The organism is Mesorhizobium sp. dw_380 (assembly GCF_018588885.1).
Lineage (GTDB): Bacteria > Pseudomonadota > Alphaproteobacteria > Rhizobiales > Rhizobiaceae > Mesorhizobium.
The window spans coordinates 26405-52325 of record NZ_JAFFIW010000044.1 but is presented as its reverse complement, the minus strand read 5'-3'; the positions used below and the strand labels follow the sequence as shown (position 1 = coordinate 52325).

The following is a 25921-nucleotide window of genomic DNA, read 5'->3' as shown; positions in this document are numbered from 1 at the left end:
CTCGTCGTCCCCGTGGACAGCAGGGCCAACCGGTTCATGAGGAATTTCGCTTTTCCCCAATTTCAGTACTCCTCTTGAAGGACGATCTCTTTTTCTGCGATGTGTGGTTCGGGCGCTTGCGTGGGCGGGGAATGGCTTGGGCGAGCCGATCCCACGCAACAGTGTCCCGTGGCCGACCTCGAGCACGTCCACCAATGCGAGACCTTTCACCGCGGCGCGAACGCCTGCGCCGCGGTTCGACCCGAGGTAAACGCAATGGAAATTCCACCTGCCGCAAGCCGCGCACTTTTGCGGCATCGACGTTATTGCTGCGAAGTGCGCCTGGGCGGGCGGATTTGCCGGTGTTCAATTCCAATTGTCATGCCCTTCGCGATCCTTGCTCAGGAAGTGACAGCGTTTTGAGTTTCGGAAGTCTTGTTTTGCGGAGCCACACAGAGACCCGCGTGACAGGCAGGCTCACCCGTGTAGTTGGCCAGGGCTTGGAGCAACGAGGTGAGGTAGCGCTGTTTGGTTTGGTCCGGCACTGGCTCCGAATGGTCCAGCGATTTGATTGCCACCTCGATCAACTCGATCGCCCGGTCCTTGTTGCCGCTCTCGTAATAATACTGAGCGACCGGAAAGTAACACCCGAATTTAAAGTCTCCATCGCCTTGCGGAGGATTAAGTTCCAGGATCTGTTCGGAGAGCTCCTTGCCCATCGCAAAGCGATCATCATGCGGAAGATGGGAGTTGTCGATCGTGGGATGGAAGAGTTGGTTCAGCGCCATCACCACCCAAGACATCGCTTCGAACTTTTTGTTGATCGCGTCCTCGACCAATTCGCGCATAAGCGGCAAGCCGGTTTTGATGTCGCGCAGCTTGTGAAGCAGAATATCCGCATGAACCCGCCGAAAATCAAAAGAGTCTGGCATCACGGCGAGGCCTTCTTCGATGGCCAATAGTGCCGCTGCCCAATCCTCGTCCTGCATCGCCGGCCCAAGTTTGGCGTATATCGGCTGACTCAGCGACGATTCGCGCACACGCGAGATTCGCTTTGCATCGACGGCTTTCGCTTCATAGCTGCTGCGCCAGCTGCCGTTAAGGACTTTCGGCAAAACGTCATCGAGAGGTGCCGGGTGGCCGATATAAGCGATGTGGCCGTCGCGGTCGACCACGAACGAGGTGGGAATCCCGAACGAAGAGCTGGGTTCCAGCCAGAGCTTTTTCATTTCGCCAGTGCAATCGAACGCTGTCCGATAATTCAGATTCGGGAACTTCTCGGTCAGCCAGGCATCCACGTTGGTCCGCGCTTCGTCCGCGGTTGCAGCCTTTTCGCAAGCTGCGACTCCGATAATCTCAAATCCGCTGTCTTTATATTTCTCCTGCAGTTCGATCAAATGGGGCATGGCGTGGACACATGGTCGGCACCAAGTCGCCCAAAATTCAACGAGGTAGACCTTGCCGGGCCGAAGGCTCGTGAGGGGCTCGCCACGCAGCCAGTTCTCCACTTTCAGCGCAGGAGCCGGGGACCCCATACGCAGTTCCATCTTGGTGTCCAAAGTCATTCCACACCTTTCGTCTCTTTTGTCGCGGAATATTTTCCAGTCAAAATCGGACACGGTCTCGAGGGCATTGCTCCCTCTCGCTTGCTTCAGCGGAGCTCTCACCGTGTTGCCGCACATCAAGCACGGCAAAGGGCATGCCAACCCTTCTTAGCTTCGGCAAGCGCCGGTACCGCCTTGAATAAGCGAGCCCTAACACGGCCAGCTGACGTTAACCTGAATGTCGGCTTTCGACGGCTCACCTTAGCGGCTGCCGTTTAGGAAGGTGAGAGTTTGGCTGGCCCGCTGGCGATAAGACCGGCTTCGGCGTCCTGGAGTAGTCGCACTTCGGCGATGGGGTCGAAAGTGCGGGAGAGGCTCGGTACCCTTGCAGCCACCGCCGCATGTGGCCCGGCGTCATAATTCGCGTCGCGGTTGCCAACGGCGGCGTTGGGCTCGATCCACGTGGCGTTGAGCCCGACAGCACGTAAAGCTGCATCGTGATTGAATGCCCTTTGCTGTTTCACGCCAAGCAGGAGTCGCGCGACGCTACCTTGCTCAAGCGCGAGCAGAGCGATCTGACGCCGTAGGAATATTGCTCGTCCCGCTTTTGCCGCCAGAGGCGGAAATCTTTCCTGAATGCCACCGCCGATCATCAATATCGACGAATCATATCCCGCTGCCCATTTGTTCGACTCCGAGGTCGGGCCAGCACTCCGTCAAGGGACGGTTGATGAACCCTAGATGCTCGGGATTGGCGCATGGCGCGCGCCGCAGAAGGCTGTCAAGGATGCGGCGCGCTCGCCAGGCCAGCAGCCCAAAGTTCGGATCAGCCAGCCCGCGCTGTCCAAGGCAGGCGTTCTGAACGAAAAGGCGTCGGTCTCGCGGTCCGTCCCAGTACACCGAAAAATCCTCGCCGATGGCGAGCTCATTGCCGATCTGTTCGAGGCGATCTGCGATCGGTTCTAGGAAACCCGGCAGCGGTTTCTCGTACCCGGTGGCCAGGATGACGATATCGGCGGTTACTTCTCCGATGTTGTCCAAGCCGCGTTGCAGCGTGAGCCTGTGCCCTGCTCCGGCATTGATGCAGCGCGACACGTTGCAACTTGGCCGCAATGTGATCTCGCATTGGTGTGGCTCGAGAAAGGCGTGGTGGTAGAGCGCCTGATAGACCGCGCGCAACTTGCTTTCTGAAATGCCCTCGGAGGCAAGCGCGAAACGCCGCAGGAACAGCTGTCGATGCACCTCGCTCATCGCAGCAAAACGATCCGAGAAGCATGGCGTGAACAGCCCGTTTGTGAACGCGTGGTCGTCGAAAGGCATCTCGCGCGTCAAGACCCATGTGATCGCCGCGGGCCGCCGTTCTTTCGGCCGGCCGACAAGGTGCAGTAGCAGCTCGGCTCCCGACTGTCCGCCGCCAACAACGCAGACATGCTTTTTTTGCACCTCAGGATTGATGTGGGCCAACTCAGATGAGTGGAACAGGTTGGGTCCAGTCCAGCCATGAAACTGAGGCGGAATTTGCGCCTGCTTGCCTATGTCGATGACGAGGTTTCTTGCATCAAGGACCGCGTTGTCCGTCCGCACGCGAAACTCGCCGTCAAAGCGGATTTCGCGAACGGCCTCGCCGCCACGGACAAGCGGATTCTTCTGGAACGCCCAGTTGAGATATTGGGCGAACTCGGCTCTAAGCACCCCGTGAAATTGCGCATTGAGGAAATTGTAAAGACGCCCGTTCTCGTGGAGGTAGTTTACGAATGTGTAGGCTGATCGCGGATTGACCAGAGTAACCAGATCCTGGAAGTGGCCGACCTGGAGCTCCGCGCAATCGAAAGCGCTGCCTGGATGTCCTCGGAAATCGACCTCCCGGTCCAGGAACAGTGCCCCTTGCGCAATCTCTTCCTGTATCTGACACGCAAGGCTCAAATTAGATGGTCCAGCACCCACACCAATACAAAAGAGGTCCACTTATCCTTACTCCTCTAGGAGTGTTTTCCAACTCAGCGGCATGTTGACGTCGATTGCCGGGCATTGAGCAATGCGAACCTCACAGGCATGCTTGAGCCGCGGTCCCGACTGAGAGGACAGCAAAAGCGTGTGCCGCCTTCCAGGTCTTGGGCTCAATGTCGGCGGCATCGACAGCGGCGCGGCGTGATCCGAACCCAAGAGCAGAAGGAAAGTGTGTGATGCTGTCGCGCGGCTCTTCCGGATCTTACGGCGGCTTCTAGCGCCGGCCTCCACCCCAGGAGTGGCTGTTTCCCTGCCACGACGGAAGCGGCTCTTTCTTTCGAGGGGCGTAACCATGGATAACGGCTCTTAATGCTTTCGGAGACTCCCATGCATGCGGCGTGCCGGATAAAGACCTGTCAAACCAACGAGTTCGCGCAGTTCCAGCTCGTCTGGAATCCGACATTGTCGCACGCCCGACGATCGGGCAGGGGAAGCTCCGCGGCAGCGGCCCTTGCACACCGCAGGCTGACAGGGACAGCCGCCGATTTGACGCGCGTCCGGGTACTGATAAGGGGCCTTCCAACAGGGTTCGCGCACGAGGCGGGGTCTCCTGGTACACCCGCCCTGTGGCTTGGCTGCGGTCTGCTGCAGCCGTTCGTCTTTACTGCCCGTTGCGGACGATCTCGCACGAGTTGGTTCACGAGAGCGTCGTGAAGCAGTCGAGGCGTCCGGTTTGGCTCTGACAAGCGTCGCAAGATGTTCGCGGATCCAGCCATGTCTCCGCAATCCGACCGGTAACCGACGACGACTTCGGACTGGTTGGCGGTCCTACGACCTGATCGGTGTTCCTACGGAGCTGATCAGCGAGCCAAAAACAGCGGCAATGTGGTCTTCCCAAAGCTCCAGCTCGGCGGACCGCCGAAAATCCGCTCACGCAGCCCACGGCTGCCATAAGCACCCATGACCATCATGTCAGCACAGATGTCGTTCGCGTGCTGGGTCAGCACTGTGCCCGCCGATTTGCCGGCGCTCTTAAGCAGGTCAACGGAGACCCGAGCACCGTGCCGAGTAAGATAGGCAGCGATGTCAGCTCCAGACTGCGCGCCTTTCCCGTTGTTTTGCGCCTTTGGATCGACCATAGCGACACAGACTTCCTTGGCAGCGGATAGGATACTAAGAGCTTCCCGAACCGCACGCGAGGCCTCTACACGCGAATCCCAGCCGACCAGCACGCGTCGAGGCGACAGCGTCGCCTTAACGCCCTTCGGCACGATGAGCACCGGCTTTCCGCTATCGAACAAGCAGCCGTTGACAACAGGAGGTCCGAGAGTCTCATCGTTGAGGAGGTCTCCTCCAACGATCGTCAGGTCAGCGCAGAGCGCCCGCTGTCGTGCCACTTCACCGAGGCTAGCCGGATCGCAATAGTCGGTGTCAACGTCACAGGAAAGCGACATAGCTTTCAGCCTTTTGAGGATATCCGCGGACCGTCTTTCCATTCTGGTCACGTCCTGTGAAAATTTCTCGATTTGCTGAAATCGATAGTTCGGTACTGCAATTGCCTGTGCACGTCCTGTATTCCATTCGGGGGGCGGAGACAACATCAAGAGCAATGGAGGCGGTATAATGAGTACCGATAGGTGCGCGCCGACCTCGGCACACAGTCCGGCAGCTGTTGTGAGGTCCTCATCAGAATGATCAGCACCCGTCACACTGAATATGCTTTTAAATTCCATTTGCCTGCTTCTCCTGGTCTTCGTTAGGAGCGCCTCAAAGCGGCAACACCGCTCTCAGGAGGAAGAGAGAGCGGCACCACGTTCGATCACCGATTTCAGTCGTCCGGCTTCTCGAGCGAGTAGCCGGCCGACCTGACGGTGCGAATGACGCTGCCGGGCAAGGCCGTTTTCAGCGCCCTCCTGATTCGGCTGATATGGACATCGACGGTGCGTGCACCGACATGAATGTTGGGCAGCCAGGCCGCCCCGATAAGCTCGTCCCGGCTGAAGACCTTGCCGGGGGCCTCAATCATAAGCCGCAGCACGTTGAAATCGATCCGTCCGAGATGGATGTCGTGGCCATTACCGCGAACCCGATGGGCATCGAGCTTCATCTCCAGGCCTCCACAACAAATCCAACTGTCGTTTTCAACCCCGTTCGGACCACGCTTGGTCAGCCCGAGCCTCGCCCGCAGGCAGTCGAGCAGCTTGGCCGGAGCCACCGGCCGCACAAAGCTCTCAACGCCTGCCTTCAAGAGATCGAGGTGCTGGTGCTCGGCGCCAGGCGCGATCAGGGCGATGATAGGCAGGTCGGTGGTGCGCGGTTCCCGCTTGAGGTGGGCGCAAATTGCGGACCCGTTTATGCTGGCTGGGTCGCAATCCAGCACTACGGCCTGAAGCTCCCGTTGTTCGGCCAAGGCCAGCGCAGCCTTCGCGCCGTCTGCCGTCTCACTGCTGAAACCGTCAACCTCCAGTATGTGGCTGTAGAGCAGATAGAACTCGGCATCTTGCGAGCAGATCAGGACCAGCGGCTTCTTCATCGGCGATACCCCAACAACCTGGTCGGCCTCGAGTCCCTGGATCGAGGGGACTGGCCAACATAGTTTCTCGGGTCCGTCATGATGGCCTTTCTCGAAAATCGCGCCCATCATGCCAGCGCCACGTGGGGAAAGGTTTCGATGACTGAAATCGCATCGTCGACCAACTTCGTACCGGCCGTGGCGAGCTTCAGGAGCGTCTCGAAGCCAAACCGGTGGACATCGCGCAGCGTTTTGGACAGAACGACCAGCCGTCCGGTCGTGAAAAGCACCCGACCAAAACCCTCATGGCTCACCTGGATCATCGGCGATGCCATAAGGCCGCAGCGCTCCTCGATCGCAAGCCCGATGGCGGCGTAGTACTTGTCGAGCCTCCACAGCACGTCGGGATCGGGATCTCCGATGATTGGGATCCCTCGGCGCTGATCCTTGGTAATGATGAAGTCGCCCAGCAGCTCAGCGTCCGCTTTGCGTTCCCACGAGCCATAGGAATCCTGAGAACGGATCAGCCGCACGAGGCATTTGACGAACGGGGTGCAAAGAGCCGCCTCGTCTTCGGCGACAGCTGGGGGGATTGCGGGGTCAGGCATTGGCGTCCTCCTCTTTTCAGTCCTCGTCCTCGAAGGACGGTTTCTTTTCGGCAATGCCCGCTCGCGCCAGCACCTTGCGCAGCCAAGGCGGAGGACACGTCCTGAGCATCATCTGCGTGCGCAAGAGCACCTGTGGGATCGATTGGGGCTCCGCCACTTTGATCGGGTGGATTTTTGCCGCGACAAGCTTGGCTGCCGAAGGGCCGCCAATTGCCAGACAAAACAGGATCTGACAGCCCTTGAGCGCATCCACCTTTGGCGTGATGCGATCATCGCGCTCGGCCCGATGCTCCCCGCTTTCATCGGACACGTCATCGAAGGCCACGGCTTCTACGAGATTCCATTCCTCGCGCGTCACGTCGTAGACAGCAAAGCGCCTGGCCGACCCGAAATGGGCGTTGAGGTCCTGCATGTCCTGAGTGGCGATCGCAACGCGCAATGCGCCCTTACGTCGTTCAGGCATCGGGGCGAAAACCTCATTACTGACCAGCGAGAGGCGGCGAACAGCGTTCATCGTGATATTTCTCGATTACGGAGTGGATCAAGCGCCTCAGGAGTGGGCGCGTGTTGGTTGGCCTGGAAGATGCTGGCGACCTCGAAGATCATGTCGCGGGTGCCCTGATAGAGAATTGCGAGCTTGTGCTGGCTGCCTAGTCGATCGAAGACCGGGAACCCGATGCGCATGAGCGGAATTCCGAGCCGCTCCGATGCTTGGCGCCCGTGCGAATGCGTGACAAGCAGGTCAGCACCGACGGCAAGACTTTCCAGATCGCCGAGATCGCCGATCTGAACCGAAACCGCCGGGACTTTCTTGAGAATTTTAGACCTGTCGGTCGTTGTGACGGCCGCGGCTATCTCGGAGCCGAGACCAGCAAAGAAGGTTGCAAGTTGGAACAGCTGGTCTGGTTCGGCAGCGATGGCAATTTTCTTGCCGCCGAAATGGAAATGTCCGTCGAGCATCGCGTCCTGCAATTGCGCCCGGCGCCGGCGCACGCGGGCCGGTACCGCCGCGCCCGAAATCGAAGACAGCAGCGACACGAAGCGGTCCGTGTCCTGCAGCCCAGTCAGTGACTGGAACAACACGTAAGGCACGCCGGTCAACCCGAGCAGCGCTTTCGCCGGGCGGCGCATGTGCTCACCGATGGCGATGCATCGCATGGCCGTACCCAACTCGCGAATGTCTTCGACGCTGGTGCCGCCGTATGTGGTCGCTACCCAGCGGTCAGGAACCGTACCGTCGAGCGAGCCTGAAATGTCGGGCAGAATAACCGGCTTGAGCCCAAAGCTTTCAACCATGTCCCGCATATGCTCGATGTCGGCGACAGAGAGGTTGCATCCGGGCAGGATTGCGATCTTCTTCGGGTGCCGCGCCCGTTCGCCCGAGCGCGTAATCCCTTCGATCATTGCGGTGACTGCCTTGGCCCAGCCCTCTTCGATCGCGCCGTCAAAATCCGGCGTGTTGGCCAGCACGACCTCCGTACCCGCAAGCTGTTGCGTGTGCTTCCGCATGATGTTGGCAATATCACCCGCGCAATCTTCGCCACGCGTCTCCACCAGCGCGGTCGTGCACACTCCGATCAGCGTTGGCTTCGTGCGGTTCTTGAGGTTGAGGATCGCCTCTTCCAGATGGTCGGCTGCGCCGAGGATGGTCGCCACCTCATCCATCGCCGTAGTCTGCAAGGGAATCGCTTCTTTGAAGTGCCGCACGAAGAGAACGAGCGCAAAGCTTGTGCAGCCTTGGCTGCCGTGGAACAGCGGCATCGCACCGTCGACGCCAAGAAAGGCAAAGGCGGCACCCAGCGGCTGCGACGACTTCAGCGGGTTGACTGCCGCCGATTTGCTCTGGGGAAGGATGCGGGCCATCGGTCGCCTCAACACTCGTGTGCCGTCGCGCAGGCGAATTCATCAAACAGGTACGCGGTCTCGTTCCTCGTGCACGGCAATTCGCCTATCAGCTCAGGCTGGCAATCCCACGGGGCCGGCTGGCGCACCTGAGACCAGATCGGATTGTGAATGGCGAGGTCAATCTGGCGTACGAGTTCCACCATGCCGTCATAGCCGGCATAAGGATGCTGGCGCTCCTGGTTGATATCGAGCCAGGGCGTCTTGGCCTTGAGCGCAATGAATTGCGTGCGACCGCCCGACAGCATGATATCGGCCCTGTGTTCAGAGAGCATGGCGTACAGCTCGCTCGCAGCCATGGATTCGAACATGTGCTTGTCGTGCTTGAGAACTTGTTTGATGCGCTCCTTGTCCTGCACCGTAGATTTCTTGATCGAGGTGCCGACGATCTCGATTCCGATCTCCATCAGCGCATGGACAACCGACCAGGACTTCACACCGCCTGTGTTGAGCAGCACGCGCTTGCCTTGGAGCCTTTGCCGGTAGGATTCGAGTTTCTTCCACGCGATCGCCTCCTGCTGCGCGATCAGCGTCTCTGTGCGCTCGAGGATCTCCGGATCGGCGCCCTTCCTCACCAGCAGCCTGACAAGGTTTCGAAGAGCTTGCGATGTGTCGGAGATGCCATAGAAGGAGCCCTCGAAGAACGGGATGTCCCAGCGCTCCTCCATCTTGCGGGCAAGACTGATCAGCGCGGTCGAGCACACCATCATTGCCGCCCGGGCGCGGTGCGCGGAAGCAATGTCGCGGTAACGCGCATCGCCGGGAATGCAGGCGCGCACCCGGATCCCGAGCCGATCGAGGAGCGGCTTTACAAGCCAGAATTCGCCCGAGAGGTTGAATTCGCCAAGGATGTTGATGTCGTAGGGTCCGGGGTCGTCGGGTTCGACCGTGCCGATGACATGATCGAGCAACGCCTCGGCGGCGAGCTTATTGCCGAGGTTCTTGGAGCCTGCCAGGCCAGGCGCATTGATCGGCACCACGGCCAAACCGAACTTTTCCGTGGCGCGTTTGCACACGGCCTCGATGTCGTCACCGATCAGCGCCGTTACGCAAGTCGAGTAGACGAAGATCGCCGGCGGCGCGTATGTGTGCTTGATCTCGCGGATCGCCTTGAAGAGTTTCCGCTCGCCCTGCCCCATCACAAGGTCGAGTTCGGTGAGGTCGGTCGTGAAGCTTGTCCGCCACAAGGTCGGCCCTGACGAAACCGCACCACGGTTGTCCCAAGAATTGCCCTCGCAGGCGAGCGGCGCATGGACCAGATGCGCAACGTCGGTGATCGGCTGCAGGACGATCTTGGCTCCGTCAAAGGCGCAGCCGCCGGCTGCCGCCCCTGGTGTCAGCGACTTCGAGCAGCCCTCCTTGCGCGCCTTGGCATCTTTGCCACGGTTCTTATCGCAGGCGGGCTCATCGAAGGCGTCCTTGATTTTGGCGCTGAGGGAGGACATTGCTCAGCCTCCCCAGTCCATTGGGCAAGGAATGGCCTCGGCGAAAAGCCGGCCACGGCTCTTAGCGCGTGAGGTCATAGGAATAATCCGTCACACCCGTCTCGCTCGTCTCGCGATCGAGTTTGTCGAAGATCTTGTCGAGGATCGTCGTCAGCACGCGCAACGCGCCCTGGTAGCCAAAGAGCGCAAAGCGGTGATGATGGTGCCGATCGAAAATCGGAAACATCAGCCGGATCAGCGGTGTTCCGGTGTCGCGCTCCAGGTACTTGCCGTAGGAATTGCCGATCAAAAGGTCCACCGGCTCGGTAAAGAGCAGTGAGCGCAGCGCCCACAGGTCCTTGCCCGCCCAAACCTGGGCAGCCTTGCCGAAAGGCGAGGATGCTAGCAGCTTCTTCAAATCGGCTTCCCATGCCGAGGTGCCATTGGTGGCGAGGCAATGGGTTGGCTCGCCGCCGGTCTCCATGACAAAGCGGGCCATTGCGTGAACGAAGTCGGGATCACCGTAGATGGCGTATTTCTTACCATGCAACCAGGATTGGCTGTCCGCCATGGCGTCTACCAGTCGGCCGCGCTCGAGGCGAATTGCCTCGGGAATCTCCTTGCCGGAAATCGCCGCGACCTCCATCAGGAATTCGTCCGTCGCCTGAACGCCGAGCGGATAGTGGAACGAGGCCGTCGCCTGCCCGACCTCCTCGCAATAGCCCAGTGTCTTTCGGGTGTTGTGATGCTGCAGCGAAAGCGTTGCCTCGGCGTTGAGGGCCTTCTTCACCTCGTTGATCTTCGTGCCCCCGTCATACATGCGGTATTCACCGTCCGAAGGCGTATCGAACTGGTCAGAGGCATCCTGGATCAATGTATAGGACACGCCCATTACATCGAGCAGGCGCTTGAGCTCCCGGTTGTTGCCGACGCAGAAGCCGTCGAAGCCCGGAATGATGTTGATGGTTCCTTCGATTTGCGTACGCTCCTGACCTTTCCAGAAGTGCTCCAAAATGCCTTTGACCATGTTGTCATAGCCGTCGACATGACTGCCAACGAAGGCCGGGGTGTGGGCAAAGGGCACGTCGAAGTCGCGCGGGACTGAATCTTCGTCCTTGGCGTTCTGGATGAAGCTGTGCAGGTCGTCGCCAATGACCTCTGCCATACAGGTCGTCGACACGGCAATCATCTTGGGGTCGTAGAGCTGGTAGGTGTTGGCGAGCCCGTCGACCATGTTCTTCAGGCCGCCAAACACCGCCGCATCCTCGGTCATTGAGGAGGAGACCGCCGCGGCAGGCTCCTTGAAATGGCGCGACAGGTGCGAGCGGTAATAGGCGACGCAACCTTGGCTGCCGTGGACGAAGGACATGGTTCGCTCGAAGCCGGCGGCAGCGAATACCGCACCCAGCGGCTGGCAGGCCTTGGCCGGGTTCACGACAAGCGCTTTGCGGGCGAGGTTCTTTTCGCGGTATTCCCACGTCTGGGTGAAATCGCGCTGATCGGAAACGATTTCATCGGGGTGCGGACATTCGAAGTTTAGCTTCTTCTCAGCGAGCATCTTTCTGTATTCCGGCTCGCGGAACAGGGGAGCGTGATCGAGAATTTTTTCAGCCGACTGCGGCATGATGATTACCTCTTTTGCATCTGGCTGCGCGGGACGGCAGCTCAGGACGTCAAGACGTTCCAGGCTCCGGCGGATCAGAGGCCGCGGGAGTTCACCGTCTCAGTGGGAGACTGGGGCTGAAGCAAATGTTTATTCGGCAGCCATCGCCCGCTCATCGCCCCGGCTTCTTTTCCAAGGCGCGTGGAATAGGTCCCAGACCGGGTTGTTAATGGCGAGATCCACATCACGTGCGAAAATGGCAAAGCCATCGTAGCCGTGATACGGGCCTGAATAATCCCAGGAATGCATCTGGCGGAACGGTATGCCCATCTTCTGCACCGGGTATTTTTCTTTGATTCCCGAGCCGACCAGATTTGGGCGAATCCCTTCGATGAATTTCTCCAACTCATAGCCGGTCACGTCATCGTAGATCAGCGTGCCGTTCTTCACGTAGTGGCCGGTGCGCTGATAGTCGTCGCTGTGGGCGAATTCATAGCCGGTGCCCACGATGACCATGCCGAGGTCCTCGTAGGCCGTGACGACGTGGCGGGGGCGCAGGCCGCCCACATAGAGCATCACGGTATTTCCTTCCAGGCGCGACAGGTACTTGGCGATGACCGCATCAACAAGCGGCCTGTACTTGGCAATGACCTTTTCGGTCTTCTCCTCGATTTCCGGCCCAAAATGCTTGGCTATGTTGCGCAGAGAGGCTTCGATCTGGGAGGGACCGAAGAAATTGTACTCCATCCAGGCGACGCCATACTTTTCCTCCATATGCCGACAGATGTAATTCATCGACCGGTAGCAGTGGATAAGATTGAGCTTAGCCTTCGGGGCGCGCTCGATCTCTGCGAGTGTGGCGTCACCCGACCAGTTGCCAACCACGCGCAGCCCTATCTCCTCAAGCAGTATGCGCGAGGCCCAGGCATCGCCGCCGATATTGTAGTCGCCGATGACGTTGACGTCGTAGGGGCCGGCCTCGAACTTGACATCCTTTTTGTCGAAGACCCAATCCCGGATTGCATCATTGGCGATGTGGTGGCCAAGCGACTGCGAGACGCCGCGGAAGCCCTCGCAGCGTACCGGCACGATCGTCTTGTCATACTCCTTGGTCTTTTTGCGAGAAACGGCCTCGGTGTCATCGCCAATCAGGCCGATAGGGCATTCGGACTGCACGGTGATGCCGTTGTTGAGCGGAAACAAGACTTCAATCTCGTCAATGATCTGTTCCAGCTTCTTGTCGCCGCCGAAGACGATGTCCTTCTCCTGGAAATCGGAGGTGAACTGCATTGTCCCGAACGTGTCGACGCCCGTTGTACCGACGTAGTAGTTGCGGCGCTGCGACCAAGAATATTGGCCGCAGCCGACCGGGCCGTGCGAGATATGGACCATATCCTTGACTGGCCCCCACACCACGCCTTTCGAACCAGCATATGCACAGCCGCGAATCGTCATCACCCCGGGAATGGACTTGATGTTCGATTTGACGTCGCATTCGGAAAGGACCTCGCTTTCCCCGCCAGCCTCGTTGCCGCTCTTTGCGACGTTGAGGTGCTTCTTGCGGCGCTTCGCCGCCTTGTCGGGATAATGCGACAGCACCTCTTCGATAAGCTTCGCATGAAGAGCACCGTCATTCTCGTATTCCCGGCTCATGAGTCCCCCTTTCAAGGTTGGGTGACGCCTCAAAGAATAGGCGCCGTTCTCTGCAAGGCGCGCCGATTGATGGCAGCGCTAATGTCACTACTGGGCTGCCGCCTTCGCCGCTTCCTTGGAGTGAAGCTCGGCAAGCATCTGCTCGTCGGTCTTCATGATGCCGAAGTCGAGCAGCATCTCCTCCAGCTCCTCCATGGTGATCGGCGTCGGGATCGTACCCTGGCCCGAATTGGCGTGGATCTTCTCGGCCAGAGCGCGGTATTCCCCTGCCTGCTTTGAGTCCGGCGCGTACTGGATCACCGACATCTTCCTGAGTTCGGCATGTTGGACGATGTTGTCGCGGGGCACGAAGTGGATGAGCTTGGAATTCAATCGGCCAGCCAGTGCTTCGGCCAGATCGAGTTCGCGGTCGGTTTGACGTTCATTGCAGATCAGCCCGCCCAGCCGCACACCGCCCGAATGGGCATATTTGAGGATGCCCTTGGCGATGTTGTTGGCGGCATAGAGCGCCATCATCTCGCCGGACATGACGATATAGATCTCCTGGGCCTTGCCTTCGCGGATCGGCATGGCGAAGCCGCCGCATACCACGTCGCCGAGGACGTCATAGGAGACATAATCGACATCGTCATAAGCGCCATTCTCCTCGAGGAAATTGATCGAGGTGATGACGCCGCGGCCGGCGCAACCGACACCCGGCTCGGGGCCGCCGGACTCCACGCACTTGATGCCTCTGTAGCCCACCTTGAGCACGTCCTGGAGTTCGAGGTCTTCCACCGAACCTTCCTGTGCGGCGAGATCCAGGACGGTATCCTGAGCTTTCGAATTCAGGATCAAGCGTGTGGAATCGGCTTTGGGGTCGCATCCTACGATGAGGATTCTCTGCCCGAGGTCGACAAGGGCAGCGAGCGTATTTTGGGACGTGGTGGACTTGCCGATGCCGCCTTTTCCGTAAAAGGCGATCTGACGCAGACCTGACATAATAGCTTTCCTTCCTTCGTTCTAATCATCGCGACTGCCCGCGACACAAGTGCCGATAGGCAGCTCGTGCCGCCTCACACCAAGCATCGCAAAAAGCGTACCAGCGTGATCGGCCGATCCCAGAAGAAACTTTGTCATTAAATTCCAGCCGCTTAGATGGCGGCAAAACGCGCGAACGGGCCTTTCAGGCGTCTGTCACGGACACGACAAAGCCGACACAGATTGTCGTGCGCCATCCAAACCGCCGTGAGTCGAGCTCGAAGCGGGAGAATGGGGAAGTTAGCCCAAAGCTGATGGCGAGACCATCGGAAGACATCGGCTCTTGTCTTTCCAGCCTGCCATTGATCGGGCGGTCGCTGGATGAGCAGGAGCCTGGGGCTTGACCGCGGCGCGGGTAGTTCAGGCAGGCTCACAGAGCGGGAACGCCGGCGGCCGATAGACATCCGCGCTTAACCTTTCATAGCCCGTCTACAAGTTGGTTCCGCCGACGCGCTATATGGAAGCCAGATAATTCAGTAGCTTAGCCGAGAGCATTGATTTTTTCAGAAAGATACGTGTTATACGCGTACGAACCGCCGAACCCATGGTCGGCGCCCTCATGCGCGTGAGACCCCGTTGTGGGCGAGGCTCGCGACTGGCTGCACGATCCTAGCCGGCCTGCTTGCCATTGAGTTTGGTCCCGCCGCGGTAGGCTGCGGCATCAAGGGCAACATCAGCTACAACACTGGCAAGAAGATTATCACGTTCTTGGACAGGATCTTACTGGGAGACACGCATCAACAGGCGGGCGGGCAGGCTTCGAGAGGTTAGTGTCGCGGCAGCTTGCAGATCTGCCCACGGGGCCGCCACGATCGCAAAGTGTGTACAAAAGCGCCCTCTCTGCCGAACTGAACAGTGCTCACGGCCATAGCCTCGGATGAGCCCGACTGGCTTGACCTCTGCATGATGAGAGCAGCTTTTACACCAGGTGCGCAGCACATGTCTTTAACGAACGCATCGTCTTCAAGAATATAGAGAGCAATTCGGAAAACCGAGTAGTTGGCGGCGAAGCTAGGAGAAGGTATACACCACCCTCTTGTTACCCCAGAGTAGAACGTGCAGCTGCGGCAAGACGCGGGCTTCGAACCACCTGTCGCTGGTCACCTTTTCTACCAGCGATTCCATGCGCATCATATTCCGTCGGACTCGACAGAGACGTCTTCATTACCACGGCGGGGCGGCGTGTGATTGCCGGGTTGCAGACAAACCTCGCCGCGACGTCTTTGGGACGAGTGGTGTCGGCACCGAATCCCTATCATTTAGACTAGCCAGCTTGGGGAGCGCCGTCAGACCGCCAGACCGGAAGAGGAGGCTTCGCGCCAACTTGTGCCAAGAATGTTGGACCGTGCGGAACCGCTGGGGCGGCGCTCAACTCTGGCGCAGGATGAAGCGTCGATTGGGTGAATGAATAGGGCGCGCGTTCGACGGGTAGAGGGAGGCAAATCGCTGGATGTCTGCCGGATCAACGTCAACCGGTTCCATCGCCACCATCCACTCGACGTTTTCGGTGCACGGCGGCGTCGTCAGTGAGCCCTCATAAGTCCAATAGCCAAGCGAGGCTGGCAGAAGCCAGTTGGGATTCACCTCGTCGATCGTCACCTCCCCATTCGGCAGTTCGGGAAAGGCCGCAGCAAGGGCAGCAAAGCTGGCATTTGTCGCGCCGGGCGTTAAAAAGACGCCCAGCACGCCCAGAGTACCACTTTGCGTGTCCTTGTGAACGAAATGCACCTCCATCGGGAAGCTCTTGCCCGCCACGTGATGTTCGCTTGGCGCATGGAAATGGAACTGTACCAGTTCGTAGACACGATCGCCGCGGGTCAGCGTGCTGCCTTGTGGCATATTGATTTGAATGGTGTGGCCGTTGTTCACCATATTGCCGCCGCCCTTGTGCCAGCCGATGGCGATATGCGGGATATCCGCCTTGACCGCGCTGTTGATATTGATCGGCGATTGCTGCGTGCCGGCAGAGCATACGAAATTTTCCTTATCCAGATCAGCCCAGTGCTCCGGTCCGACCGGACCGGTGTACCCCCAATGGGCACTGGTCGCTTGGGCGGCTTGAACGCAAATCCGGCATGCGCCGAGCGCAACCAACCCTTTGATCAGGTGACGACGATACATATTACTTTTGCTCCTCTTGCGAACTGATGTTGGTGGCTGCCCTAATGGACGCGTGATGGCCAATCGGCGCGGCCAGTATTGTCCTTTGCAACTGATAGATGCCCGCATGCCTTGGCGTGCTTTCATAAGTGCGGCTGCCGTTTCTCGGCTGGCCGGCTTCTGCAGCCCGCAACGGGAGCAGTTTCAACCAGCTAAACGATAAAAAATTTGAGCAGACCAGCGCTTGACCCCCGCCGCAAAGGCACAGGCGAAGGTGATCACTGCGCGGCTGCCGTTCGCGCCGGAGGCCGCATCGCTATACTTTACACTCGCTGCCCAAGGAGACGCAGGCGACCCTAATACGTTTTCATCGCTACTCCCGACGCAGCCGACCCACGCCACGAAAACGTTGCTATATTTCACGTTGGGCCAGTGAGGAAATCGATCTTCTTTATGGAAGGCATTTGCGCAATGGATGCATTCCCATGCTGACAGTCGTGCGTCAGGCCGGACAATGAGATACATCGATAAGAGCTGGACAAGGATGAGGGGATGACGTGCTTGCGACGGAGCAGGTGGGGCGAGAAGGCCAGTTCTTGCGGATTTCAACTTTGCGTGACGACAGCTCATCGGAGTCAAGGTGACACACGCCGGCAGCGGGGTGTCCGGGCGGTTTCCAGCCGCACAATCGCGAGACCGCTGACGCGAACAAAGCTCGGCTGTACTCGGCACGCGAAGAGAGCCTGCCAAGCCGTTGGAGCCCGGCCTTCCGGTGCGACGCAAGCCGCAGACTAGACCGCCCTCTTGTTACCCCAAAGCAGAACGTGCAGCTGCGGCAACACGCGGGCTTCGAACCACCTGTCGCTAGTCACCCTTTCGACAAGCCATTCCATTCGCATCATTATTCCGTCCAAGTCGACAGAGGCGTCTTCACTGCCAGGGCGCGGCGGCGTGTGATTGCCGGGTTGCAGATAGATCGGAAGGTGCGGATATCTCGCCGCGACTTCTTTGGCGTAGGCATAGTCACTCTCGTCGAAAACGACGAGCTTGAGCACGATTTGCGGCTTCTCTTGCGCCGCTTCGAGGCATGCATCAAACGCAGCCCAACGGGTCGTCATCTCGCTGGACGGCGGCTTTGGGCTAAGGGTCAGCACGTCAAGATCCGCAAACCACTCCCTCACCACGGAACCCTGCGTTTCCAGTGCAAAACGATAGCCCTCGCGATGGCCGCGTTCTATGAGGGGACCGAACGGCTGAATGGCCGGGTTGCCGCCTGACAAGGAGACCATAACCGGCCTGCCGCCGGAAAGCGCATGGACGGTTTGCCACACGGCATCGATCGGCATCGGTAGCCATTCATGGCGATACTGATTGTCCACCGCGTGAAGGCTGTCGCACCATGAACAGCGATAATCACATCCGCCGGTTCTGATGAACACCGTCGGCAAGCCGATGAGCACGCCCTCGCCCTGGATAGTCGGCCCGAATATCTCGCTCACACGGATTGCGGGATGCATGTCGGTCACGGACGGTATTCCGCCCAAGTTTTCGGTGTTTCGCTAACGCGCACGGCCGCGGTCTGCGGCAGACGTGCCTTGCACCATTCATAGAAATGTCTGGCCAGGCATTCCGCCGTGACCTTCTCATGTCCCAGCACGTCGTTGAGGTGCCGATGGTCGAAGCTCTCGTCAATGTAGCGTTTGAGCGGCGCCAGATCGTGATAGTCGCGCACGAAGCCGTGGGCGTCCAGTTCCTTGGCCGACAGCTGCACTACGACGACATAGTTATGCCCGTGCAGGCGCGCGCATTGATGGTTGGGAGGCAAGGAGGTGAGCTGATGCGAGGCCGAGAAGTGGAATTCCTTGCTGATGTGGAACATTACGCGCGCCTCCTGCGCAGCGCCTCAAGCCAGAAATCGGCGTCCTCGTAGTCGGTGGGATCAGCGTGCCCGGCGAGATGGAACGCTTCGCGCCGCTCGACGCAGGTCCCGCATCGTCCGCAGTGACGCACGCCGCCCTTGTAACAGGACCAGGTCTCAGCAAACGGGGTGCCGTATCTTGCGCCATCCGCAACAATGTCAGCTTTTCTGAGATTCACATACGGTGCATAGAGGCGTATCTGCGCATAGCCGTCGAGCGCGCGGTCTTGCATTGTCTGGAAAGCTTCAATGAAGGCCGGACGGCAATCGGGATAGATGAAATGGTCCCCACCATGCACGGCCGCCGCCACCGCTTCGGCGCTGTGGGCGGCGGCGAGACCGAAGGCGATTGCCAACATGATGGCATTGCGGTTCGGCACCACCGTAATCTTCATCGTGTCTTCGGCGTAGTGGCCGTCCGGCACGTCGATACTGCTAGTCAGCGCTGAGCCGGAAAGGCCACGGCCAATTTCGCCGATGTCGATGATCTGGTGCGGGACCTTCAGTCGCTGCGCGCAAAGAGCGGCGAAGCCCAATTCCTTCCTGTGCCGTTGGCCATAGTCGAAAGATAGAAGGCCGGTGAGTTCGTGCTCCGCTGCCACCATGTGAGCAAGGGAAACGGAGTCCAATCCGCCAGAGCAGACGGCGAGAGTCTTCATCATTGGTATCCTTGTTTTGACCGGGTAAGGCTGCGACCGGAGATTTCTCTGCGCCCCCACTACTCCAGCGACTCAGTTTTGTGAACCGGGAGAATTTGCGCTCAGCCCGATTGGAACGGGAGTGCGTCGCGTCCAACACGCGTGATCAATAAAAGTTGAGCGCTTCAGCAGTTTGTTTCGCATCGCGCCAACTTTCGCAACCTGCTGTCCGATCGTCGACTTCGAGACAAGGTGATGTTCGGCCGACATCGGCTGGCTCTTAATTAAGCCGCAGAACACATGTTGGCTTTCTGGCCTTCGCTTGTGCGGTTGGCGAGGGCGACATGGATGCCAGCAAATTTGACATTGGCGACATCCGCCTGGAGAACCCTGCGCGGCGCGATTGAGGCCGCAGGCGAGCCTGCTCTACCTGCCGCCCTACAGTCCCGACTTCAATCCGATTGAGAACGCCTTCGCCCAACCTAAGGCGCTGCTGCGAGCAAAGGCCGAGATAACCATCAAGGCTCTATGGGACTGACGTTGCCCCAGCAGTTTTGAGTTCGTTTCCGGCGTGGGTTGTGCCCTGCTGGGCGGGTGAAGCGACGGGCGCTGGCGCGGAGCCTTTGGCATAGCGCAGCGCGAGCGACCGTCGCGGATTGAAGGTGCTGGCGAACTTGGCCGGGGTCTGCCAGGGGGGAGTGCGGCCGCGCGGTGTTGTAGTCGGCGTGCCACAGGGCGATGGCTACGCGCGCCTGAGCCAGCGAGGTGAACAGCGTCTCGTTGAGCAGTTCATCGCGCAGTCGGCCGTTGAAGCTCTCGATGAAGCCATTCTGCATCGGCTTGCCGGGCGCAATGTAATGCCATTCGACGCGGTTCTGATCCGCCCAGGAGAGGATGGCGTTCGAGGTGAACTCGCTGCCATTGTCGCTGACGATCATCCTGGGCCGGCCGCGCTGGTGATGAGCCGGTCCAATTCGCGGGCAACCCGCATGCCCGAGAGAGACGTATCAACGATGAGTGCCAGGCACTGTCTCGTGCAGTCGTCGACGACGGCCAGGATGCGGAAGCGGCGCCCGTCGGTGAGCTGGTCCGATACGAAGTCGAGCGACCAGCGCTCGTCGGGCCTCAGCGGCACCAGCATCGGCGCCCTGGTCCCGATCGCCCGCTTGCGGCCGCCACGGCGGCGAACGGCGAGCTTCTCCTCCCGATAGAGCCGGAACAGCTTCTTGTGGTTCACGACCAGGCCCTCCCGCCTCAGCATCACGAGAAGACGCCGGTAGCCGAACCGGCGACGCTCCTGCGCGATCGCCTTCATCCGCTCGCGAACCTCCCGGTCGTCCGGCCTGCTGGTCTGGTAGCGAACCGTCATGCGGCAACAGCCGATGGCTTTACACGCCCGCCGTTCGCTCATCCCGAAGCCTTCCTTCAGGCGAGCGACAGCTTTCCGCTTGGCGGCGGGCGTCACCATTTCTTTCCCACAAGGTCCTTCAACGCGGCATTGTCGAGCATGGCGTCGGCCAAAAGCCGCTTCAGGCGCGTGTTCTCGTCCTCCAGCGCCTTCAGGTCGCCGAGCCTCGGTGACATCCATCCGCCGAAGCGGGCCTTCCAATTGTAGATCGAGGCGTCGCTGACCCCGTGCTTGCGGCACAGATCGCCAACCGATACCCCGGCCTCGTGTTTCTTCAAAATTCCGATGATCTGCTCTTCAGAGAAGCGGCTGCGTTTCATGTCCTGGTCCTCTGGATGGGCCAGAACGAACTTCAAACCGGATTAGATCAGAGGGGCAAGGTCAGGACGCCTCGGCGCGGTCGTCGACCTCTTCACCCCAGCCGAATGTGCCAACTACTTCAAAGCCGCAGGATATGACCTGGATCAGATAGGACGTGCTCCAATGGTTTACACCTGACACAGGAGTCCGGCCCCCACAACCGTTTCGCAATGAGGAGCAGCGCTGCCGCTGCTCCTCCAATCACACGACGGATTCACGATGCGGCAACTCGAGCCATGATTTCGGATCGAATGGCCGATGCGGTGTATAGTGAGGCATCCAGCGGCAAATCTCCAAATGCCAGTTGACACAGAAGATAATTAGCACCTGCCTCTTCCAGCTGATCAAGGAGAGCTTTTCGGACAGAATCTGCCGTTCCCACGACGCACAATTCACTTTCAATTGCTGCATCGAAGTTCAAAGGCAAGTTTGGTGGAGTGGAAATGGCATTTAGTTCGTATAGAAATTTGAAGCTATTGAGCCATCGTTCATAGGCAGGTGCTGCGAGCAAATACGCATCTGTTTCAGAAGGCCCTATCACCACCATTCGGAGCAATCCAAGAAATGGCGCTTGCTGGCCAATGTCAGCATCGTGAATTCGGGCGGCGCGGAACGCGTCGGTAACGCTGCGAACAGAAGTGGAGGGTCCGACGCAGGCGATGTTTGCCCCATTCGCAGCGGCCCAGCTAGCCGGCTCGGGTCGATTGGTGGCGATCCATGTCGGCGGATGGGGATATTGGTGAGGTCTCAACGTCAGCGGAACATCTTTCAACTCAAAGTGGCGGCCCTGATAAGAAAGCGTCCCGCCTTTCATCGCATTGATGAGAATCTCACTGGCCTCCGCATACTGTTCTGGTGCTGCTTCTACAGCAACCCCGAAGTATCCCAATTCAGTGGGAGCAGAGCCGCGCCCTATGCCGAGTTCAAGCCTGCCGCCGCTCAACTGATCAAGCATGCAGATCTCCTCGAAGGCACGCAGCGGATGATAGAGCGCAAGTAGCATTACCATGGGACCAACACGAAGACTGCGGGTTCGCTGGGCGACGCTCGCTAAGAACATATTCGGTGATGGACCTCTGCCATGCGGGGTACAGTGGTGCTCGGCGAGATGATACGCATAAAAGCCAAAGCCATCGCACGCTTCTGCTAGGCTCAGCCGATCTGCATATTGCTGTGCGATGTCATCGCCGTTTTCGTCCAGATGATCGAAGATGCCGAAGGTCAGGCCCGAAGCGGAAATTTTCTTCAATTAATTGTTCTCCAAATTACCTATATTTATTCGCTAACCATCATAGCTCAGACATATCATTACTTGATGCTTAATGTGAATTGACTTCATGCTTGAGCACACCGCGATTCTTCTTAAAGCTCATACAGACGCGTTTGGCGGCAGCAAGGAATTTGTCCATCTGCTCTGTGGTGCCAATGCTGACGCGAATACAGTTCTTCAAATCTACGTCAGGAAAGCTGGCGATGAGGATCGCCTGCTCTTTCAACGCGGCTTGCCAGCATGAGCCCTCCTGTCCCGCTGGCACACGGGCCAGCAAAAAGTTTGCGTGGGAGGGTGTTACGGAAAAGCCAAGTTGCAACAGCGCCAGGGTCACTCGCTGTCGTTCATGCTTGATGTGCCTGTGGTTCTCTTCGTAGGCGTGGCGATGCGCAAGAATGCTTTTCCCGACCGCCTGCCCGATCACGTTCATGTTGAAGACATTCTGGATGTTGCGCAGCCTGCCAATGATTTCTGGGTGACCGAAACCGAAGCCGACTCGCACGCCAGCAGCAGCATAGCTCTTTGAAAAAGTCCTCAAGATCAAAAGATTCGGATGTCTATTGACGAGGCGCAGGGCATGGTCGGGTGCGAAGTCAACGTAGGCCTCATCCAAGACGATCAAGCGATCTGCTTGCTCCACAAGGCGTTCGATTTCGGCCACCGGCACGAATGTTCCGGTCGGATTGTTCGGATTAGCCAACAGAATGAACTTCGCGTCTTTTGCAGGGCCGGACAGCAGTTTTTCTATCGGCAGGGGATGAGCTTCGCTCGATGCGATTTCGAGAAACTCGGCACCCTGCAACATGGCAAGTTTACGGTTGAACGAAAATCCGGGCGACAGCATTGCCACTCTATCTCCTGGGGCGAGGAAAGCTCTGTAGATGAGTCCGAGCAGCTCCGACGAACCGTTGCCGGCAATCACCTGATCTTTGGAAAATCCGTAAGCATCGGAGGCAGCTGCCCTTAAGCTGAGATTGTCGTCTTCCGGATAAAGATACTGGTGTTCGATCGCAGCAATTGCACTTTGCATTACGCTCTTCGGCAACGGAAACGGGTTCTCGTTCGTATTTAGCTTAACGCAATTTGCATCCGTCGCTGGTCCGTTGGACGAGAGAGCATCTAATTTGCTGGCCACCGGCGAAAAAAGCGAAAGCACGGTCTTCAGTTTTGCATCGCACATGTTCTTCTCCGTTTTTCAGTCCCGCAGGGCATGTGACATGAGGCAATCGTTGATCGTGACTTGATCGACGTTCGGCTATATCAGCGCTGCCTTCCCACCCTGGTGGGGATCGCCGACCACGGTTTGGATTTGACACCGGGAAGCTGTCGAGAACCTGATGACGACCCAACGTGTGGCCGACGGCCGATTCGGCCCAACAGACGGTGTTTCAACATCGCATCGTCCTCAAAGCCGCATGCAGGGCCTGCACGACAGCCCGTCTCCAGCGCCCGCAGATAGGTGGAAGCCGAAGTCTTGCCGAACCTCAGTTGCTCTGCCACCTGGCCCACCGGACTGCCCTGTTTATGGGTCAGGCGCAGGATATCTCTGACGCTCGTTCGTCTTGCTTGCTTCCGTCTTGGCATGGGCTCTCTCGGTTTGCTGATGAGAGAGCCAAATACCGGCTCATCTGAGCATGAGACGCAGGCCTGACGATATGGAGCGTCGCTGGTGGCGCGCGTAGCCAAGAGGGTTCGCCTCGCTGGCGGGGCATGCAAGACGGCGCACCTCCTTAGCCATCCTGTCCCATCGTCTCAGATCGTGAGGCGCACCTTATAGTCGGTGAGGAGATCTTGCAGGGTCAGGTTACGCCCTAGCGCTTAAGGTTGTTGGTCGCACCGAGCAAGCGCGGGACCTGTCGACGGACAACAGCGGTGCCGCTGCCGGCACTAGGTCGTCCAGCATCACAGTGAATCGCGTACGTAGTATCTTGTCGTAGGCGGCATTCTGGATAGCCGGATACGGGCTCTTCACCCGCTGCACCACCGATTGCGGGATGATGTCGCGAGAAACATTCACGGATTTCGTGAAAAAAGTGTACCCGCCGAAGAGCCCTACTCGCGGGGGCGGTGCAGCACCACCTCGGTGTCACTGCTCGTGTTCATGCGATGGACTAGGCCGGCCAGCTGTTGACGCAGCTCGCGGTAGTTGTAAGTCTCACCCGAGTAGACGAGCACCAAGTCAGGTCGGCCATCCTCCTGGAGCATCCTCGGCTGGCGGCCGCCCTGGATATCGATGATTGCCAGGCGGTGGTGTCCCAGCGCCGCAGGCCCGCCGATCCAAGTCCCCTCGTCGTCCGGACCGTGGTTCGCTATGGTGGCCGTCATATCGGCAAGCTCCCTTCGCGCATCGGGACCTCCGAGGTCTGGATTGAAGTCGATCCATTCACAGATGCCGCACAGGTTATGTCGCCGCATTTGGGCGAAGCAGATATGAGGCCAGTGGGAAACCATCGAGGCAAAGTGACGGATCTAGCCCAGCTACGATCCGCATCCGACATTGTCGGACATCGGACAGCACCGCGATTCGCTGCATAGGAAGCCTGGAGTCGCGATTTCCCCTGGGGGAATCAGCGCATGAAAGGAGAGCTGGGTCGTGTCTGCCGAAATGAGAAATTGCTCCCCCTTATTGCATCACCGAGGAATGTTACCCAGCGCGATAGACGGACATGCCCTATCTCCCCCCGTTGCAGCTGAGGGAGATAGGGGCCAGCTCTTCATTCAACCCTCATGGAGGATGATCAGCCCAGCCATTTCCATGCGCCGGCCTTCACAAGCCGTGCACCATTCAGGTTCTTTTCCTTGAAGCGCGACGATCCTTGTCAGACGTCGCAACACTTGCTGCCGAGAGCACGAGCTCTTCCTCGAGCATGCCTTGATCTGCGCCTCGAACGGCTCGCACATGCTGGGTTTCAACGACTTCGCAGAGGTTGATATTCTGCAGTGACTTCGTCTCGCTGCTGCACGGCATTGACGCTGGGAGCCATGCTCGCGTGGCGCAATTGTGCTGAAGCCGGTGCCCACGGTAACGTTTCTTAACCCGCCCCAGATCCTGGCGTTTGGCTATTTCCGACATTCGTGTCCGGCTTCGGACAAAGGCCGGGTTTGCCGAACGGAGTCGCACCCAATTTCCAGTGCTGCTTGAGCAATAATATCGACCGGCATTACTGCACAACACGAAAGTTGCTGCAAAAACCGAAGTGAACCCAAGGCATCGGGTCAATTGGCATGGCGCTTGCGACTCGGTCGATAGAACGCAGTCAAAATCACGGTTGCAGACCATGCCTACCTCTCAAAGCTCGATAAAGCACGCGAGCAAAATTCCCCGTCTCCGCGGAAGCTCGTCGCCGTTGAACGTGCCTGCTCGGGGGCGGTCTTGCACAAGACCGGTCCGAGGCAACCACGCCAAGGCGCGAGGCTGCCGGAACTGTCGACCGAAGTCGATGCCGCTTCAGTTTAACCGAAAAATGCACCGTACCACTTTGGCCTGGAAGCAAATCAATGACCTATAGAAAGAACGTTCCTCTCGTGACCTTTCGCACGCGTGTTCGCGATGAGTCGATCGGGGGGCCAAATCCTTATCGGTGGGAGAACAAGACCTCCGACGATTATTTCGGGGGCAAGCGCATCATCCTGTTCTCGCTGCCTGGCGCCTTCACCCCGACCTGCTCGACCTTCCAACTGCCCGATTTCGAAAAACTCTATGATCAATTTCTGGAACTGCGAATTGACGCGATCTACTGCGTCTCGGTCAACGATGCTTTCGTCATGAATGCGTGGGGAAAGTCCTTGGGGCTGCAGAAGATCGAGCTGATCCCAGACGGGTCGGGCGAGTTCACGCGCAAAATGGGCATGCTGGTCGCGAAGGACAATCTGGGCTTTGGCATGCGCTCCTGGCGATACGCCGCTCTGATCGACGATGGCGTGGTGGAGCAGTGGTTCGAGGAGGAAGGCTTCTGTGACAACTGCGAGACGGACCCCTATGGCGTTTCATCCCCGCAAAACGTTCTCGACAAATTGAAGGCGGCGGCATGACCC

20 protein-coding genes and 3 pseudogenes are annotated in these 25921 nt (G+C 58.7%); 2 read left to right on the top strand and 21 right to left on the bottom strand.

Annotated features, from left to right (window positions below):
• Nucleotides 1-380: 380 nt before the first annotated feature.
• From JT360_RS28175 to queC, 17 genes and pseudogenes are all read right to left on the bottom strand, one after another.
• Nucleotides 381-1526 carry a TlpA family protein disulfide reductase gene (locus tag JT360_RS28175; protein ID WP_063170388.1) on the bottom strand — a complete coding sequence of 382 codons (1146 nt, stop codon included), beginning with the start codon at nucleotides 1524-1526 and terminating at the stop codon, nucleotides 381-383.
• Between the two features lie 272 nt (nucleotides 1527-1798).
• Nucleotides 1799-2176: a hypothetical protein gene (locus JT360_RS28170; RefSeq protein ID WP_024505270.1), complete on the bottom strand. Its 378-nt coding sequence runs from the start codon at nucleotides 2174-2176 to the stop codon at nucleotides 1799-1801.
• Between the two features lie 13 nt (nucleotides 2177-2189).
• A complete protein-coding gene (locus JT360_RS28165; RefSeq protein WP_063169368.1) occupies nucleotides 2190-3488 on the bottom strand; it encodes a lysine N(6)-hydroxylase/L-ornithine N(5)-oxygenase family protein in 1299 nt (432 codons plus the stop codon).
• 842 nt (nucleotides 3489-4330) lie between these two features.
• The gene (locus JT360_RS28160) at nucleotides 4331-5203 is read right to left on the bottom strand and encodes a universal stress protein (protein WP_126087041.1); all 873 of its coding nucleotides are present in this window, start codon (nucleotides 5201-5203) and stop codon (nucleotides 4331-4333) included.
• Between the two features lie 95 nt (nucleotides 5204-5298).
• Nucleotides 5299-6114, bottom strand: coding sequence for a response regulator transcription factor (locus JT360_RS28155; RefSeq protein ID WP_063169370.1), 816 nt, complete (start codon nucleotides 6112-6114; stop codon nucleotides 5299-5301).
• Nucleotides 6111-6590, bottom strand: coding sequence for a NifX-associated nitrogen fixation protein (locus tag JT360_RS28150; RefSeq protein ID WP_127308803.1), 480 nt, complete (start codon nucleotides 6588-6590; stop codon nucleotides 6111-6113). Before JT360_RS28150 ends, JT360_RS28155 begins: the two co-directional genes overlap by 4 nt.
• Before the next feature lie 16 nt (nucleotides 6591-6606).
• The gene (gene nifX / locus JT360_RS28145; protein ID WP_126097324.1) at nucleotides 6607-7104 is read right to left on the bottom strand and encodes a nitrogen fixation protein NifX; all 498 of its coding nucleotides are present in this window, start codon (nucleotides 7102-7104) and stop codon (nucleotides 6607-6609) included.
• Nucleotides 7101-8453 (bottom strand): nitrogenase iron-molybdenum cofactor biosynthesis protein NifN, encoded by a 1353-nt coding sequence (nifN, locus tag JT360_RS28140; RefSeq protein WP_126104986.1) that lies wholly within the window; start codon nucleotides 8451-8453, stop codon nucleotides 7101-7103. Before nifN ends, nifX begins: the two co-directional genes overlap by 4 nt.
• Nucleotides 8454-8461: 8 nt before the next feature.
• Complete coding sequence (gene nifE, locus JT360_RS28135; RefSeq protein ID WP_095489376.1) at nucleotides 8462-9937, bottom strand: nitrogenase iron-molybdenum cofactor biosynthesis protein NifE; 1476 nt, start codon at nucleotides 9935-9937, stop codon at nucleotides 8462-8464.
• A gap of 61 nt (nucleotides 9938-9998) precedes the next feature.
• Nucleotides 9999-11540, bottom strand: a complete 1542-nt coding sequence (nifK, locus tag JT360_RS28130) for a nitrogenase molybdenum-iron protein subunit beta (protein WP_024505263.1) — start codon at nucleotides 11538-11540, stop codon at nucleotides 9999-10001.
• Between the two features lie 129 nt (nucleotides 11541-11669).
• A complete protein-coding gene (nifD, locus tag JT360_RS28125; protein ID WP_024505262.1) occupies nucleotides 11670-13172 on the bottom strand; it encodes a nitrogenase molybdenum-iron protein alpha chain in 1503 nt (500 codons plus the stop codon).
• An 87-nt stretch (nucleotides 13173-13259) separates the two neighbouring features.
• Nucleotides 13260-14153, bottom strand: coding sequence for a nitrogenase iron protein (gene nifH / locus JT360_RS28120; protein WP_024505261.1), 894 nt, complete (start codon nucleotides 14151-14153; stop codon nucleotides 13260-13262).
• Between the two features lie 1050 nt (nucleotides 14154-15203).
• Nucleotides 15204-15400: pseudogene (locus JT360_RS33800) on the bottom strand (7-carboxy-7-deazaguanine synthase QueE); the annotation flags it as partial.
• Between the two features lie 160 nt (nucleotides 15401-15560).
• Nucleotides 15561-16313: a carbonic anhydrase gene (locus JT360_RS28115; protein WP_063169372.1), complete on the bottom strand. Its 753-nt coding sequence runs from the start codon at nucleotides 16311-16313 to the stop codon at nucleotides 15561-15563.
• A 770-nt stretch (nucleotides 16314-17083) separates the two neighbouring features.
• Nucleotides 17084-17809 carry a 7-carboxy-7-deazaguanine synthase QueE gene (gene queE, locus JT360_RS28110; RefSeq protein WP_164752747.1) on the bottom strand — a complete coding sequence of 242 codons (726 nt, stop codon included), beginning with the start codon at nucleotides 17807-17809 and terminating at the stop codon, nucleotides 17084-17086.
• A gap of 5 nt (nucleotides 17810-17814) precedes the next feature.
• On the bottom strand, nucleotides 17815-18171 hold the full coding sequence (gene queD, locus JT360_RS28105) for a 6-carboxytetrahydropterin synthase QueD (RefSeq protein WP_024505258.1): 357 nt from the start codon (nucleotides 18169-18171) through the stop codon (nucleotides 17815-17817).
• On the bottom strand, nucleotides 18171-18869 hold the full coding sequence (gene queC, locus JT360_RS28100; protein ID WP_024505257.1) for a 7-cyano-7-deazaguanine synthase QueC: 699 nt from the start codon (nucleotides 18867-18869) through the stop codon (nucleotides 18171-18173). Before queC ends, queD begins: the two co-directional genes overlap by 1 nt.
• Before the next feature lie 394 nt (nucleotides 18870-19263).
• On the opposite strand from queC, the pseudogene JT360_RS28095 reads away from it, so the two are divergent.
• Nucleotides 19264-19383, top strand: a pseudogene (locus tag JT360_RS28095) (transposase); the annotation flags it as partial.
• On the opposite strand, the pseudogene JT360_RS28090 reads toward JT360_RS28095, so the two are convergent.
• The 4 genes and pseudogenes from JT360_RS28090 to JT360_RS28075 form a co-directional block, all read right to left on the bottom strand.
• Nucleotides 19375-20576, bottom strand: a pseudogene (locus JT360_RS28090) (IS3 family transposase). The pseudogenes JT360_RS28095 and JT360_RS28090 overlap by 9 nt on opposite strands.
• 254 nt (nucleotides 20577-20830) lie before the next feature.
• Nucleotides 20831-21865: an LLM class flavin-dependent oxidoreductase gene (locus JT360_RS28085; RefSeq protein ID WP_127408329.1), complete on the bottom strand. Its 1035-nt coding sequence runs from the start codon at nucleotides 21863-21865 to the stop codon at nucleotides 20831-20833.
• A gap of 70 nt (nucleotides 21866-21935) precedes the next feature.
• Nucleotides 21936-23066, bottom strand: coding sequence for a histidinol-phosphate transaminase (hisC, locus tag JT360_RS28080; RefSeq protein WP_127318055.1), 1131 nt, complete (start codon nucleotides 23064-23066; stop codon nucleotides 21936-21938).
• 872 nt (nucleotides 23067-23938) lie between these two features.
• A complete protein-coding gene (locus JT360_RS28075; protein ID WP_127318075.1) occupies nucleotides 23939-24301 on the bottom strand; it encodes a class II glutamine amidotransferase domain-containing protein in 363 nt (120 codons plus the stop codon).
• A 1083-nt stretch (nucleotides 24302-25384) separates the two neighbouring features.
• Here JT360_RS28075 and JT360_RS28070 point away from each other — a divergent pair.
• Nucleotides 25385-25918: a peroxiredoxin gene (locus JT360_RS28070; RefSeq protein ID WP_024505252.1), complete on the top strand. Its 534-nt coding sequence runs from the start codon at nucleotides 25385-25387 to the stop codon at nucleotides 25916-25918.
• The last annotated feature ends 3 nt before the right edge of the window (nucleotides 25919-25921 follow it).